Genomic DNA, 13,981 nt, shown 5'->3' with positions numbered 1-13,981 from the left:
CTCCCACAGGGAATGCGCTTGCTTCAGACCTTGCGCAGTCCAATCTGTGGGTGCGGGCAAGCCCGCGAAGAGGCCGGTACAGGTAACCTCAATCCACCTGCTGCAACCACGCCTGGATCTGCTCCAGCGTGGCGGTAGCCCCGCCACAAACCACCACCAGCACATTCTGGTACTGCGCCAGGGCGCCCGGTGCATAGGCCAACGCCAAAGCCGCCCCACATGCAGGCTCCACCAGCACGCGATGGTCCAGCAGGAACCGTTCGCAGGCTTCCAGCGCAGCGCGGTCAGTGACCAGGTGGCTGTGCACCGGATGCTGCTGCACGCACACCAGCGCCTGGTCAGCCACACGCTTGGCCCCCAGCGACGTCGCCACCGAGGCAATACGTTCCAGCTCCATCGAATGCCCTGCCCGCATGGCTGCATGCAGCGATGCCGCGCCTTCGGTTTCCACCGCCAGAACTGGTACATCGCCCCAGCCGTTGCGCTGTAGCCCCTCGACCACGCCACTGAGCAAACCGCCACCGCCCACCGACAACACCACGGCGTCCGGCCTCACGCCGGCCTCGGCGACTTCATCCACCAGGCTGGCATGCCCGGCCCACAGCAGCGGGTCATCGAATGGGTGGATGAAGGCGTCATCCGGGCCGACCAAGCTCTGCGCCAGGGCGTTGGCCTCCTGCCAGGAGCTGCCATGCACCACCACCTCGGCGCCCTCCAGGCGCAGCAGGTCCTTGGCCCGCTCGGTGGTGGTCTCGGGTACCACCACGGTCACTGGCACGCCCAGCTTGCGCCCGACATAAGCTACAGCCAGGCCGGCGTTGCCGCCCGAGGAAGACACGAAATGCCGAGCGCCACGGGCATGGTGCACCTCGCAGGCATGGCCCACGCCGCGCAGCTTGAACGAGCCGCAGGGCTGCAGGGCATCGAGCTTGAGCCAGACGTTGCTCCCCGCGGCCAGCGACAGCGGGCGGGACTCGATCAGGGGGGTATGGATATGCAAGGTCATTGGCTGGCTCCGCGCAGTTGCTCGAGGTAGTTGTAAACGGTGTAGCGGGTCACACCCAGGGCGCTGGCGGCCTTTTCCACGCCGCCCTTGACGATGAACAGGCCGCGCTCCTGCATCACTCTTACGGCTTCTACCTTGGCCTGCTTGTTCATTCGCCCCTGGCCGCTGCGCTGCAGGGATGCCTGGATTATCTCGCTCATCAGCAGTTCCATGTCGGCGGGTTCACTGACGGCAGGTGCGGCCGCTGTTGGTTGGAACTGCCGGAGAAAATTCATGGCTGCATCCAGGCCGGTGACGTCGGTGTTGACGCAGAGGCTGGCGAAGGGGTGGCCGCTGCTGTCACGGAAGATGGCCGTGGCGCTGCGCAGTGTGCGGCCCTTCAGCGTGGTGGGGTAGTCGGGCAGCACCACCGGCTCGCAGCCGTGCTGATCGGCCGAGGCCTGCATCAATGCCTTGAAACCCTGGTCCTGTTCCGGGGCGGCGAGGATTGGGCTACCGACGCTGCGCCCGGAAAGATGGCCGTTGACGATCGCCACCACGGAGTGTTCCGGGTGGTCGAGGTCGTGCAGGAGGATTTCCATGTTGCGCGCGGCAACGCTGCCCAGGGCCTGGATGGCGGCCTTGAGGACGGTGAGAGTGAGCTGGCGTTCTTCGCTGGGGGTAATAGGCATGGCAGATCACGAAATCAACGTTTTGTGTATTTTTACACATAAAGTTGAATTAGGCGATTTGCTTTTCCAGGCCCATTCGCGGGTAAACCCGCTCCTACAGGGACCCCACGGTATTCAATACCTGTGGGGTCCCTGTGGGAGATTACCCAGCCCTTTTGGGCTGCGCTGTCGCGCAGAGAACAAATATCGCTCGTCTGAGGCGGCCTTTGTAGGAGCAGCCTTGTGCTGCGAAGAGGCCGGTACAAGCAACAGACAGGCCTTGTCAGTACCGGCCTCTTCGCAGCACAAGGCTGCTCCTACAGAACCTCGCCGAACCAATGAGTCATGTGTTGTTCCATGAGAGCGGGTTTACCCGCGAATGGGCCGCAAAGCGGCCCTTTTAACCCTCAGCCCAGGGGCGGGGTACGCGGCGGGATCATTCGACGCGACCCGGTCGCCTCGAAGGCTGCACCAAAGCTCAGCAGCGCATTGTCGCTGTAAGCCCGGCCAGCAAAGGTCAGCCCCACCGGCATGCCGATATCGGCCATCACGCCCATCGGCACGGTCACGGTAGGCACGCCCAGGTGACGGATTGCCAGGTTGCCGTTGGCCACCCAGATACCGTTGCTCCAGGCGATGTCCGCCGACGCCGGGTTGACGTCGGCATCCGCCGGGCCCACGTCGGCCACGGTGGGGAACAGCACCGCGTCCAGGCCCAGCTTGTCCATCCAGTCTTCCAGGTCGATCTTGCGGGTCTGCTCCAGGCCGCGCAGGCCGTCGGGCAGGGTCTCGATCTGGTCCCAGGTCTTCAGGCCACGCTTGGCCATGTTGACGTACTCGTCCATGCCAGCGGCCAGGTCGTCCTCACGGTTGGGCAGGGTGCCCGGGTCGTGGGGGAAGATCTGCGGCCCGTCGACATCGGCCAGGCGGTTGAGCCTGGGGTCATCGTTGGCGCGCAGGAAGTCGTCGAAGGCCCAGCCCGACAGCTCCCACAGCTCGTCATGCAGGAATTCCTTGCTTACGATGCCGCGGTTGTACACGGTCGGTGCGCCAGGGCGGTCGCCTTCGCAGTTGGATACCAGCGGGAAGTCCACTTCCAGTACTTCGGCACCAGCCGCCTCCAGTGCCTGGCGGGCCTGCTGCCACAGGTCGATCACCGTGGCGCGGGTATGGATGCGCTGGCCAGTCGGGCCGCCGATGCCTGGCTTTTCGGAGGTGCCGGCTTCGGCATCGGCATTGATGTACATGCGTGGCACGCCAAAGCGCTTGCCCTTGAGCGCGCTGGCATCCACGGCCAAGTCCAGGTACGAAGCCGGGCGCACCGTCGAAGCCGCCGGGATTGGCACCCAGGGTTGCAGGCGCCACAGGTCGCCGCGCTTGTCGGCGTCGTCGGCTACGACCACGTCGAGGATTTCCAGCAGGTCGGCCATGGTACGGGCATAGGGAACCACCACGTCCATGGTCGGTGTCAGCGGCCAGTTGCCACGCACCGAAATCACCCCACGCGACGGGGTATAGGCGCACAGGCCATTGTTGGAGGCCGGGCCACGGCCGCTGGACCAGGTTTCTTCGGCCAGGCCGAAGGCACTGAAACTGGCGGCAGTGGCGGTGCCGGCACCGTTGGACGAGCCCGAGGCGAACGGTGCAGTCAGGTAGTTGGCGTTGTACGGGCTTTCGGCGCGGCCATACACGCCGCGCTGCATGCCGCCGTTGGCCATGGGCGGCATGTTGGTCTTGCCCAGGCATACGGCGCCGGCGGCGCGCAGGCGTTCGATGGTGAAGGCGTCGCGCTGGGCCACCAGGTCCTTGAAGGCAGGGCTGCCGGAGGCAGCGGTCAGGCCTTTGACCAGGTAGCTGTCCTTGGCGGTGTAGGGGATGCCGTCCAGCGGGCTCAGGACCTGGCCTTTGGCGCGACGGGCGTCGGAGGCTGCGGCCTCATTCAGCGCCTCGGGGTTGCGTACCACAACGGCGTTCAGGGCGGTGGCGGTGTCGGCGCCATCGTAGGCGTCGATGCGCGCCAGGTAGGCCTGGACCAGCTCGACCGCCGTCGTGCGGCCCGACTCGAGCGCATCGCGCAGCTCGGCAATGGAAACCTCGGTTACCTCGATCATGCGTTCACCAAAAAATGTGCAGGTGGGGGCTAATGCGAGGAGTGTACAAGAAGGGCTTGGCGGGCGCAGGTTTGCGCGGGGGCAAACGGTTTTTTGCAGGCGAGCATTGTCGGGTCTTCCCGAGTCGTCCCACCATCCCTTCGAGTATCACCATGCAGGCGGCTTCAGCCGCAAAAGGGCCCTTGCAGGCCACCGATCAATGCGGCCCGCGCGGAATGGTCTTCAGCAGGTCTTCCGGGCTGATGTGCCCAACCACCTGGGCCACCGCGCTGCCCGGGGTCGGCAGGTCGATGATGTGGCTTTTCATCTTGCCGATCACGTGCATTTCGCACGGCTTGCAGTCGAACTTCAGGGTCAGCACTTCATCACCCTGGATCAGCTGCATCGGCGCCACCTTGGTGCGCACGCCGGTCACGCCCTTGGCCTGCTTGGGGCACAGGTTGAAGGAGAAGCGCAGGCAGTGCTTGGTGATCATCACCGGCACTTCGCCGTGCTCTTCATGGGCCTCGTAGGCCGCGTCGATCAGCTGCACGCCGTGGCGGTGGTAGAAGTCGCGGGCCTTCTGGTTGTACACGTTGGCCAGGAACGACAGGTGCGACTCCGGGTAAACCGGCGGTGGCGTGGTCTCGGCCTTGCGCCCGCCACGCGGGTGCGCCTGCACCCGTGCTGCCGTCAGCGCCTCGATGGCTTCGCGGCGCAGGGCCTTGAGCTGCGAGTTGGGGACGAAGTAAGCCTGTGGGGCGTCCAGCTCGATGCTGTCGGCGTGGTACATGGTGGTGCCCAGCTGGCCGAGCAGGTCGTGCAGCTGGTCCAGCGCCTGCTGCGGCTTGTTGGCCGGGCCGAACGGGCCTTCCAGTGCCACTTGCGTGCCCACGCCTTCCTCGCTGGTGACGGTCAGCACCAGGCGTTGCTCGCGCAGTACCGCGTGCCATTGCACGCCGACGCGGCGCTCGGCCGAGGTGCGTTGCAGGGCCTGCTGCCAGTTGTGGTCGAGGTTGCGCGACAGCGGGTGGTTGGGCCGCAGCTTGTGCAGGCCTTCAGGCATTTCGTTGGGCTCGACGCGGTAGCGGTAGCGCTTCTGGCCGTCTTCCTCGAATTCGCCACGCAGTTCGGCGATGTTGGCACGGAAGCCCACCACCTCACGCTTCACCAGCACATTGAGGCCGTCGCCGTTGGTCAGCGGCACCTCGGTGACCACCTGCATGTCACGCTTGCCGACCTTTTCCACCACGCCCACCGGCAGGCCGGTGAAGGTTGGCGAGTCGAAGGCGCCGATGTCGACCTTGCGGTCGGTGACGAAGTAGTCGGTGCTGCCGCGGTGGAAGGTCTTGTCCGGGTCGGGCACGAAGAAGTGCTGGGTGCGGCCGCTGGAGGCACGGGCCAGCTCCGGGCGGCCTTCGAGGATGGCGTCGAGTTCCTTGCGGTAGTGGGCGGTGATGTTCTTCACATAGGCCACGTCCTTGTAGCGGCCTTCGATCTTGAACGAGCGCACGCCGGCGTCGACCAGGTCAGCCAGGTTGGCAGTCTGGTTGTTGTCCTTCATCGACAGCAGGTGCTTCTCGAACGCGACCACGCGGCCCTGGTCATCCTTCAGGGTGTAGGGCAGGCGGCAGGCTTGCGAGCAGTCGCCGCGGTTGGCGCTGCGGCCGGTCTGCGCATGGGAGATGTTGCACTGGCCGGAGAAGGCCACGCACAGCGCACCGTGGATGAAGAATTCGATGGCGGCGTCGGTTTCGGCGGCGATGGCGCGGATCTGCTGCAGGTTCAGCTCACGCGCCAGCACCAGCTGGGAGAAGCCGGCCTGGTCGAGGAACCTGGCCCGTTCCAGGGTGCGGATGTCGGTCTGGGTGCTGGCGTGCAGCTCGATCGGCGGGATGTCCAGCTCCATCACCCCCAGGTCCTGCACGATCAGTGCGTCGACACCAGCGTCGTACAGCTGGTGGATCAGCTTGCGCGCGGGCTCCAGCTCGTTGTCGTGGAGGATGGTGTTGATGGTGGTGAACACGCGTGCATGGTAGCGATGGGCGAACTCGACCAGTTCGGCGATATCGCTGACTTCGTTGCAGGCGTTATGGCGCGCGCCGAAGCTCGGGCCACCGATGTAGATGGCGTCTGCGCCGTGCAGGATCGCTTCGCGGGCGATGGCCACGTCACGGGCAGGGCTGAGCAGTTCCAGGTGATTCTTTGGAAGGGACATGTCGTTATAGGTTCGGGCTGTCACGGTTTAGGCGGGCATTGTAGCGGCGAAACGGGCTGGCGGCATCATCGGGGTGCTTGTAGGAGCGGCCTTGTGTCGCGAAGGGCCGCAACGCGGCCCCGGCAATATATGCTGCGGAGCTGAGAATCTGGGGGTGCTTTGCACCCCATCGCGACACAAGGCCGCTCCTACAAGGATCGTGCCTCAGGCAAAAGTCAGCGCTTGGCAGCCATTGCGGTCACTTCCACGCGCATGCCTTCGAACGCCAGTGCAGCCACACCCACGGCGGCGCGTACCGGCCAGGGCTTGCTGAAGAAGCGCTGGTACACCTCGTTGAATGCCGCGCGGTCGGCCATGTCGGTGAGGTAGATGGTCAGGTGCAGCACGCGGTCCATGCCGCTGCCGGCCTTCTCCAGCGCCACCTTCAGCGCCTGCAGGGTGCACTCGCTCTGCTCGACGATGCCGCCCAGCTCCAGGCTGCCATCAGCGTGGGTCGGGATCTGCGTGGTGACCAGCACGCCGTTGTATTCGGCAACGTCGGAAGAAATCGACTCGGCGTCCGGGTCCGGGGTGTAGATGATGTCTGCTTGTGCCATGGTGTGTTTTGCCTTGCTACGGAAGGAAAGCGGCAAGCCTACGCGAGCGCGCCGGCCCGGTCGAGGGCGCCCCGGTGTTTGAAATGCGTGGCGTTCGCCGTCAGAATCGCGGCCGATTGCAAAGCAGGGGTTTACGTTGAACGAACAGACATTGTCCAGGCGCCTGGAGCGCGTGGCTGCACAAGTACCGCAAGGCGCGCGCCTGGCCGACATCGGCTCGGACCATGGCTACCTGCCGGTGGCCTTGATGCTGCGCGGCATATTGGACGCGGCGGTAGCGGGCGAGGTGGCGCAGACGCCGTTCGCCTCGGCCCAGCGCAACGTCCGCAGGAACGGCCTGGAAGGACGGGTCAGCGTGCGCCTGGCCGATGGCCTGGCAGCGGTCGAGCCGGGAGATCGCATCTCGGTGATCAGCATCTGCGGCATGGGGGGCGACACCATGTGCGAGATCCTCAAGGCCGGCAAGCAGCGCCTGGCTGGCGTCACGCGCCTGGTGCTGCAGCCCAATGGCGCCGAGCGCGAACTGCGCCAGTGGCTGATGGGCAATGGTTACCGGATCGTCAGCGAAGAACTGCTGCGGGAGAACCGCTTCGACTACGAGATCATCGTCGCCGAGCCGGGCAGGGCGGCGTACACCGCTGAACAGCTGTACTTCGGCCCGGTGCTGGTGAAGGAGAAAAGCGAGGCGTTTCTGGTCAAGTGGCGGCGCATGCTGCGGCAGAAGCAGCAGACCCTGGCAAACTTCGAGCGGGCCCGCGGTGCGGTGCCTCAGGCGAAAATCGACGACTTCAGGCAACAGGTCGGCTGGATCACCGAGGTACTGGCCTGACTCACTGCTGCGAGCAGTTGCCCATTTCCCGGTAGTCGATTTCGCGCTTCTGCCCCTGGTGGTCGACATACACCATGTGCGCGGTACCAACCTGGCAGTCGGCGGCGTTGCTGGGCGGGGTGATGGAGATGACCTTGGCCACGTCCAGCGGCATGCCGTATTCGTAGTTGCTGCTGCTGACCGGCTGGTTGCTGCCGGTGTCGGCAAGGGCACCGAACGAGGCGAGGGCAGCGGTAACGGCAAGGACAGCGATCGAACGTTTCATGGCAGGCTCCTTTTTTCAATGTATGACTAATGATCCATTCATTGGCCATCCACAATAAATGGGCTAACCCGTGATAGATTCCTGCCTGTAACGCAAGAATAAGACCGAACAAGGAGCACCTTCATGGACATGCTGCATGCCATGCGTACCTTCGCCCGTGTGGTGGAATGCGGCAGCTTCGCTGCGGCCGCCAATGCCCTGGATATTTCCGCGGCGCAGGTTTCGCGCATCGTTGCCGAGCTGGAAAACCAGCTGCAGACCCGCCTGCTGCACCGCACCACGCGGCGTTTGCGCATGAGCGAGGCGGGCGAGCGGTTTCTCGAGCGCGCGCGGCAGATCATGTTGCTGACCGAAGAGGCGGTGGGTGAAGCCCGTGGCGCGCACCTCACGCCCCGCGGCCGCCTGCGCTTGCATTGCCCGCACGGGATGGGCCTGTTGCTGATGCCGCTGGTGGCCGGCTACAACGCATTGTGCCCGGAGGTGGTGATCGAACTGACCCTGTCCCAGCGCAACCCCGACCCGCTGGCCGAAGGGCATGACGTGGTGATTACCGTGGACGGTGCGTTACCGGATTCGCAGCTGATCGCTGTGCCGCTGGGCAACATTTTCAGCATCCCCTGCGCGGCGCCGAGCTACCTGTTGGCCCACGGCGTGCCAGAGCGCCCGGAAGACCTGCACCAGCACCGTTGCCTGCGCATGGCTTATCCGATGTACGAAGGTGACTGGGTGTTTCCGCAAGGGGTGGACCAGTGCGTGATCGCACCGAACGACAGTTTTTCCACCAACGTCGCCGACGCCATGCTGGTGGCCAGCGAGCTGGGCATGGGCATTGGCCTGCTGCCGTTCTACACCGCCAGCCAGGCGATCGAGCAGGGGCGGTTGTGCCGCTTGCTGGCGCCGTATCGCCTGCGCGAGAGCGCGCTTTATGCGATTTACCCGTCACGGCATTATCTGGATGCCAAGGTGCGCACCTGGATCGACTACCTCAAGGAGCAACTGCCGGCGCTGTTCGAGGGGCATGCCAGGGTGGTGGATGATTCGCGGTATTGGCGATAGCCGAGTGCGGGGCGGTTAACGCTGGCCCTTGTAGGAGCGGCCTTGTGTCGCGATAGGGCCGCAAAGCGGCCCCAGGATGTCAGCTTCGATGCACAAATTGCTGGGGCCGCCATGCGGCCCTATCGCGACACAAGGCCGCTCCTACAGGGATCGCGCAAGGTTTTAAAGCGGGTAGTGCTTCAACTCCCGCGCAATCAGCATCCGCTGGATCTCGCTAGACCCTTCATAGATCTGCGTGATCCGCGCATCGCGGTAGTAGCGCTCGACCGGGTAATCCTCCAGGTAGCCATACCCGCCATGCACCTGGATCGCCATCGAACACACCCGCTCGGCCATCTCCGAGGCGAACAGCTTGGCCTGCGAAGCTTCCGACAGGCACGGCTTGCCGGCGCTGCGCAGGCGTGCGGCATGCAGGATCAGCAAGCGCGCGGCATTCACCTGCACCTGCATGTCGGCCAGCAGGTTGGCGATGCTCTGGTGTTCGTTGATCGGCTTGCCGAACTGCACCCGATCACGCGAGTAGGCCAACGCCGCCTCGAACGCGGCGCGGGCAATGCCCAGTGCCTGGGCAGCAATGCCGATACGGCCACCCTCGAGGTTGGACAGGGCGATGGCCAGGCCCTTGCCACGCTCACCGAGGATATTGGCGGCAGGGATGCGGCAGTTGTCGAAGGTGACCGCGCAGGTGTCGGAAGCGCGGATACCCATCTTGTGCTCGCTGCGATCGACCTTGAAGCCCGGATTGTCGGTGGGCACCAGGAACGCCGACAGGCCCTTTTTGCCCAGCTCCGGGTCGGTCACCGCGAAGACGATGGCCAGGCCGGCGCGGCGAGCGTTGCTGACGAACTGCTTGGCACCGTTGATCACCCACTGGCCATCCACCAGTTCGGCGCGGGTGCGCAGGTTGTGCGCCTCGGAACCGGCCTGTGGCTCGGTCAGGCAGAAGCAGCCGATCACCTCGCCGGTGGCCAGGCGTGGCAGCCACTGCTGTTGCTGTTCGGCCGTGCCGTAGGCCAGCAGCGGGCCGCAGCCCACCGAGTTGTGGATGCTCATCATCGCTCCGGTGGCACCGCAGCCGGCGGCGATCTCTTCCACCGCCAGGGCGTAGGCGACGTAGTCGGTGTAGCTGCCGCCAAAGTCTTCCGGCACCACCATGCCCAGCAGGCCCAGTTCGCCCATCTTGCGCACCACGCCATCGTCGATCCAGCCGGCCTTTTCCCAGGCCTGGGCATGCGGGGCGATCTCGCCACGGGCAAAGTCCCGGGCCATGTCGCGGATCATGATCTGTTCTTCGCTCAGTTCCAGGTCTTGCATCTGTGTACTCCCGGGCTCACAGGCCTTCGAAGAATTGGTCGACCCGCTGGCGTTGCAGTGCGGCCAGGGTCGGCGGGTTCCAGCGTGGCTGCTTGTCCTTGTCGATGATCAGCGCGCGCACGCCTTCGATGATGTCGCCGTGCTGGAACCACTGGCGGTCCAGGTGCAGCTCCATTGCAAAGCAGTCGTCAAGGCTCAGGTGGCGACCCCGGCGCAGCATCTCCAGAGTAACCGCCATGGCCAGCGGCGAGCGGCTTTCCAGCTGGTCGGCGGTGGCTACCGCCCAGGCATGGCTGTCGCCAATGCTCACCGCACGCAGTTGCTCGACGATGGCGGGCACGTCGGGCAGGGCGAAGAAGTGGTCGATGACCGGGCGCAGTTTTTCCAGCGGCGCATCGTCGAGCACCTGGGTGCCGAGCCTGGCCAGCAGGTTCTGCAGGTCCTTGAGTGGCTGGTCGCCGAAGTGCAGCTGGTCCAGGCCCTGGTCGAGGGCTGCCAGCTGGTCGCTGGCCAGGTACCAGTCGGCCAGGCCGCAGTACAGTGCATCGGCTGCCTGGATCTGGCCGCCGCTGACCCCCAGGTAGGTGCCCAGCTCGCCAGGGATGCGCGACAGGAAGTAGCTGCCACCCACATCCGGGAAGTAGCCGATTGCCACTTCGGGCATGCCCAGGCGGCTGCGTTCGGTGACCACGCGCAGGTCGCAGCCCTGGGCCAGGCCCATGCCGCCACCGAGGGTGAAGCCGTCCATCAGCACCAGCACCGGCTTGCGGTAGCGGTGGATGGCCAGGTCGAGGGCGTATTCCTCGACGAAGAAGGTTTCATGCAGCGTTTCGCCGGCCTTGAAGCTGTCGTGCAGCGAGCGGATATCGCCACCGGCGCAGAACCCTTTCGGGCCTTCGCCACGCAGTACCACGGCGTGCACGTGCGGGTCTTCGGCCCACTGGTCGAGGTGCTGGCGCAGGCTGCGGACCATGTCCAGGGTCAGGGCATTGAGGCCGGCGGGGCGGTTCAGGGTCAGATGGCCGATCTGGTTGCGGACCTCGGCCAGCACATGGTCGGTTGCCGAGGTATGAGCGTGCGCAGTCATTGCGTTCTCCCTGCTTTGTTATTGATTTTCCAAGTGAAGTCTGGAGTTCGCTGGAGGATCGCAGGATCCTGTCATGCGAATTTGCCTTGCACAATCGACAATTGTGCAAGGGCATCGTGCATTTTTGCCCTGCCTGAAGGTAGCGCGCTCCAATCATTAACCTGACAGTAACGAAAGCGCCAGTAGCTTGATTGATCCCCCCACCACCCCAGCCCTAAGGTGACCCCACGACAGCGAACCCGTGGAGTCACCATGACAACAACCAAGAATCCACCGCCGCAATGGTCGCGGCGGCGCGCCGAAAAGCAGCGCCGCCTTGACCGGGTCCGCCACCTCGCCGACGGCGTGGTGCTGCCCACCGAGCGTATCGTCGAAGCCCTGGAACTGCTGCTGGCTCCCGGCGACCGGGTAGTGCTCGAAGGCAACAACCAGAAGCAGGCCGACTTCCTTTCCCGCGCGCTGGCCAAGGTCGACCCTGCGCGCCTGCACGAACTGCACATGATCATGCCCAGCGTCAGCCGGGCCGAGCACCTCGACCTGTTCGAACGTGGTATAGCCCGCAAGCTCGACTTCTCGTTCGCCGGCCCGCAGAGCCTGCGCATTGGCCAACTGCTGGAAGACGGCCTGCTCGAAGTCGGTGCCATCCACACCTATATCGAGCTGTACTCGCGGCTGCTGGTCGACCTGATCCCCAACGTCACCCTGGTGGCTGGCTTCATGGCCGATCGCGACGGCAACCTGTTCACCGGCCCCAGCACCGAAGACACCCCGGCCTTGGTGGAGCCGGCTGCGTTCAGCGACGGCATCGTCATTGCCCAGGTCAACCAGCTGGTGGACCGCGTGGATGACCTGCCACGGGTCGATATCCCGGCATCCTGGGTCGATTTCGTGGTGGTTGCCGACCAGCCTTTCTATATAGAGCCCCTGTTCACCCGCGACCCGCGCCACATCAAGCCGGTGCATGTGCTGATGGCGATGATGGCCATTCGCGGCATCTACGAAAAGCACCAGGTGCAGTCGCTGAACCATGGCATTGGCTTCAACACCGCCGCCATCGAGCTGATCCTGCCCACCTATGGCGAGTCCCTGGGCCTGAAGGGCAAGATCTGCCGCAACTGGACACTCAACCCGCACCCGACGCTGATCCCGGCCATCGAGACCGGCTGGGTGGAAAGCGTGCACTGCTTCGGCACCGAGCTGGGCATGGAGGACTACATCGCCCAGCGCCCGGACGTTTTCTTCACCGGCCGTGATGGTTCGCTGCGTTCCAACCGCATGATGTGCCAGCTGGCCGGGCAGTACGCCGTCGACCTGTTCATCGGCGCCACCCTGCAGGTAGATGGCGATGGCCATTCCTCGACCGTGACCCGCGGCCGCCTGGCCGGCTTCGGCGGTGCCCCGAACATGGGCCACGACCCCCGTGGCCGGCGTCACGCGACCCCGGCCTGGCTTGACATGACCGTGCCGGAAACCATGCTCGAACGCGGTCGCAAGCTGGTGGTGCAGATGGTCGAGACCTACCAGGAAGGCGGCAAGCCCACCTTCGTGGAAACCCTCGATGCCGTGGAAGTGGCCAGGAAAGCCGGCATGCCGCTGGCGCCGGTGATGATCTATGGCGACGACGTCACCCACCTGCTGACCGAGGAGGGCATTGCCTACCTGTACAAGGCCCGCAGCCTGGAAGAGCGCCAGCAGATGATCGCCGCCGTGGCCGGGGTTACCGCCATCGGCCTGCGGCACGACCCCAAGGACACGCAGCGCCTGCGCCAGCAGGGCCTGGTCGCCTTGCCTGAAGACCTCGGCATCCGCCGCACTGACGCCAGCCGCGAACTGCTGGCCGCGCGCAGCATCGCCGACCTGGTCGAATGGTCCGGCGGCCTCTACAACCCGCCTGCACGCTTCAGGAGCTGGTGATGAAAGCACTTGACTTGCAACCGCGTGGGCTTCTTCGCGAGCATGCTCGCTCCCACAGGGAAAGTGATGCACTTGAAGATTGCGCGGTCCCTGTGGGAGCGGGCGTGCCCGCGAAGAGGCCAGCACAGGCAACCGTATTACCCCTGGCCGATCACCTGGCCGACCTGGCCGTGGAAGCCCTGATCGACGAAGCCGACCTGTCCCCCAAACCCGGCCTGGTCGACCGCCGTGGCAATGGCGCCCACCACGACATGACCCTGGCCCTGATGCATGCCTCGGCCCTGGCCCTGTGGCCATGCCTGCGCAACATGGCCGAAGCCGCCCAGGCCATCGGCACCCTCGGCCAGCCCCTGCGCGCCACCCTGGGCCAGCTCGGCCGCGAAGGCGAGGCTGTGATGCTGGCCGCGACCGGTGGGGTCAACACCCATCGCGGCGCAATCTGGGCCCTCGGCCTGCTGGTAGCATCCAAGGCCCTCGACACCCAGGCCGATACCAACACCCTGGCTGCCCGTGCCGGGCGCATCGCACTGTTCGACGACCCCGCCATGACCACCCAGGACAGCCATGGCCTGCAGGTACGCCGCCGCTATGGCACTGGCGGCGCCCGCGAACAGGCGCAACAAGGTTTCCCGGCGGTTATCGGTCACGGCCTGCCACAACTGCAGCGCAGCCGCGCCGCCGGTGCCAGCGAGCCCCACGCCCGGCTCGACGCGCTGCTGGCGATCATGGCCGTGCTCAACGATACCTGCGTGCTCTGGCGCAGCGGCCCGACCGGGCTGGCTGCCGTCCAGCACGGCGCCCGTAGCGTGCTGAGCGAAGGCGGCAGCGCCACGCTGGCCGGGCGCCGACAGCTGCGCCGGCTGGACCAGCACCTGCTGCACCTGAATGCCTCACCGGGCGGCGCCGCCGATCTGCTGGCCGCCTGCCTGTTCCTCGACAAAGCCGGGAGCCTGTGA

At 65.4% G+C, this 13,981-nt stretch carries 12 protein-coding genes; 4 read left to right on the top strand and 8 right to left on the bottom strand.

All coding sequences use genetic code 11. From position 1 onward, the window contains the following. Window positions 1-88: 88 nt before the first annotated feature. From E5221_RS15790 to E5221_RS15770, 5 genes are all read right to left on the bottom strand, one after another. A complete protein-coding gene (locus tag E5221_RS15790) occupies window positions 89-1,006 on the bottom strand; it encodes a pyridoxal-phosphate dependent enzyme (RefSeq protein WP_247845950.1) in 918 nt (305 codons plus the stop codon). Next, window positions 1,003-1,677, bottom strand: coding sequence for a PAS domain-containing protein (locus E5221_RS15785; protein WP_039615221.1), 675 nt, complete (start codon window positions 1,675-1,677; stop codon window positions 1,003-1,005). Before E5221_RS15785 ends, E5221_RS15790 begins: the two co-directional genes overlap by 4 nt. A 386-nt stretch (window positions 1,678-2,063) precedes the next feature. After that, window positions 2,064-3,767 (bottom strand): amidase, encoded by a 1,704-nt coding sequence (locus tag E5221_RS15780; protein WP_061304581.1) that lies wholly within the window; start codon window positions 3,765-3,767, stop codon window positions 2,064-2,066. A 196-nt stretch (window positions 3,768-3,963) separates the two neighbouring features. Then, window positions 3,964-5,964, bottom strand: coding sequence for a U32 family peptidase (locus E5221_RS15775; RefSeq protein WP_247845949.1), 2,001 nt, complete (start codon window positions 5,962-5,964; stop codon window positions 3,964-3,966). 215 nt (window positions 5,965-6,179) lie between these two features. Then, complete coding sequence (locus tag E5221_RS15770; RefSeq protein ID WP_015270613.1) at window positions 6,180-6,560, bottom strand: RidA family protein; 381 nt, start codon at window positions 6,558-6,560, stop codon at window positions 6,180-6,182. Window positions 6,561-6,696: 136 nt separating this feature from the next. Between E5221_RS15770 and E5221_RS15765 the strand changes: the two genes are divergently transcribed. Continuing rightward, a complete protein-coding gene (locus E5221_RS15765) occupies window positions 6,697-7,389 on the top strand; it encodes a tRNA (adenine(22)-N(1))-methyltransferase TrmK (protein ID WP_247845948.1) in 693 nt (230 codons plus the stop codon). Between the two features lies 1 nt (window position 7,390). Here E5221_RS15765 and E5221_RS15760 read toward each other — a convergent pair whose 3' ends face one another. Continuing rightward, on the bottom strand, window positions 7,391-7,654 hold the full coding sequence (locus tag E5221_RS15760) for a DUF2790 domain-containing protein (RefSeq protein WP_015270611.1): 264 nt from the start codon (window positions 7,652-7,654) through the stop codon (window positions 7,391-7,393). Window positions 7,655-7,777: 123 nt separating this feature from the next. On the opposite strand from E5221_RS15760, the gene E5221_RS15755 reads away from it, so the two are divergent. Continuing rightward, the gene (locus E5221_RS15755) at window positions 7,778-8,710 is read left to right on the top strand and encodes a LysR family transcriptional regulator (protein ID WP_013972881.1); all 933 of its coding nucleotides are present in this window, start codon (window positions 7,778-7,780) and stop codon (window positions 8,708-8,710) included. Between the two features lie 162 nt (window positions 8,711-8,872). On the opposite strand, the gene E5221_RS15750 is transcribed toward E5221_RS15755, so the two are convergent. Both E5221_RS15750 and E5221_RS15745 read right to left on the bottom strand, forming a co-directional pair. Then, window positions 8,873-10,024 carry an acyl-CoA dehydrogenase family protein gene (locus E5221_RS15750; RefSeq protein WP_003258582.1) on the bottom strand — a complete coding sequence of 384 codons (1,152 nt, stop codon included), beginning with the start codon at window positions 10,022-10,024 and terminating at the stop codon, window positions 8,873-8,875. A gap of 16 nt (window positions 10,025-10,040) precedes the next feature. Then, window positions 10,041-11,111 (bottom strand): enoyl-CoA hydratase/isomerase family protein, encoded by a 1,071-nt coding sequence (locus E5221_RS15745; RefSeq protein WP_061552614.1) that lies wholly within the window; start codon window positions 11,109-11,111, stop codon window positions 10,041-10,043. A 252-nt stretch (window positions 11,112-11,363) separates the two neighbouring features. Between E5221_RS15745 and mdcA the strand changes: the two genes are divergently transcribed. After that, the gene (gene mdcA, locus E5221_RS15740) at window positions 11,364-13,025 is read left to right on the top strand and encodes a malonate decarboxylase subunit alpha (protein ID WP_061552613.1); all 1,662 of its coding nucleotides are present in this window, start codon (window positions 11,364-11,366) and stop codon (window positions 13,023-13,025) included. After that, entirely contained in the window at window positions 13,025-13,981 is a 957-nt protein-coding gene (locus E5221_RS15735; RefSeq protein ID WP_247845947.1) for a triphosphoribosyl-dephospho-CoA synthase, read from the top strand. Before mdcA ends, E5221_RS15735 begins: the two co-directional genes overlap by 1 nt.

Origin of the sequence: Pseudomonas sp. A2, assembly GCF_023100865.1 — a bacterium.
GTDB lineage: Bacteria > Pseudomonadota > Gammaproteobacteria > Pseudomonadales > Pseudomonadaceae > Aquipseudomonas > Aquipseudomonas asiatica.
Note: the sequence above shows the minus strand (reverse complement) of the source record. Positions and strands in the feature narration are given on the sequence as shown.

Coding starts and splice junctions, on each gene's coding strand:
- E5221_RS15770 (WP_015270613.1), bottom strand. CDS start 6,560: ATGGCACAAGCAGACATCATCTACACCCCGGACCCGGACGCCGAGTCG.
- E5221_RS15745 (WP_061552614.1), bottom strand. CDS start 11,111: ATGACTGCGCACGCTCATACCTCGGCAACCGACCATGTGCTGGCCGAG.
- E5221_RS15785 (WP_039615221.1), bottom strand. CDS start 1,677: ATGCCTATTACCCCCAGCGAAGAACGCCAGCTCACTCTCACCGTCCTC.
- E5221_RS15790 (WP_247845950.1), bottom strand. CDS start 1,006: ATGACCTTGCATATCCATACCCCCCTGATCGAGTCCCGCCCGCTGTCG.
- E5221_RS15760 (WP_015270611.1), bottom strand. CDS start 7,654: ATGAAACGTTCGATCGCTGTCCTTGCCGTTACCGCTGCCCTCGCCTCG.
- E5221_RS15780 (WP_061304581.1), bottom strand. CDS start 3,767: ATGATCGAGGTAACCGAGGTTTCCATTGCCGAGCTGCGCGATGCGCTC.
- E5221_RS15755 (WP_013972881.1), top strand. CDS start 7,778: ATGGACATGCTGCATGCCATGCGTACCTTCGCCCGTGTGGTGGAATGC.
- E5221_RS15735 (WP_247845947.1), top strand. CDS start 13,025: ATGAAAGCACTTGACTTGCAACCGCGTGGGCTTCTTCGCGAGCATGCT.
- mdcA (WP_061552613.1), top strand. CDS start 11,364: ATGACAACAACCAAGAATCCACCGCCGCAATGGTCGCGGCGGCGCGCC.
- E5221_RS15775 (WP_247845949.1), bottom strand. CDS start 5,964: ATGTCCCTTCCAAAGAATCACCTGGAACTGCTCAGCCCTGCCCGTGAC.
- E5221_RS15750 (WP_003258582.1), bottom strand. CDS start 10,024: ATGCAAGACCTGGAACTGAGCGAAGAACAGATCATGATCCGCGACATG.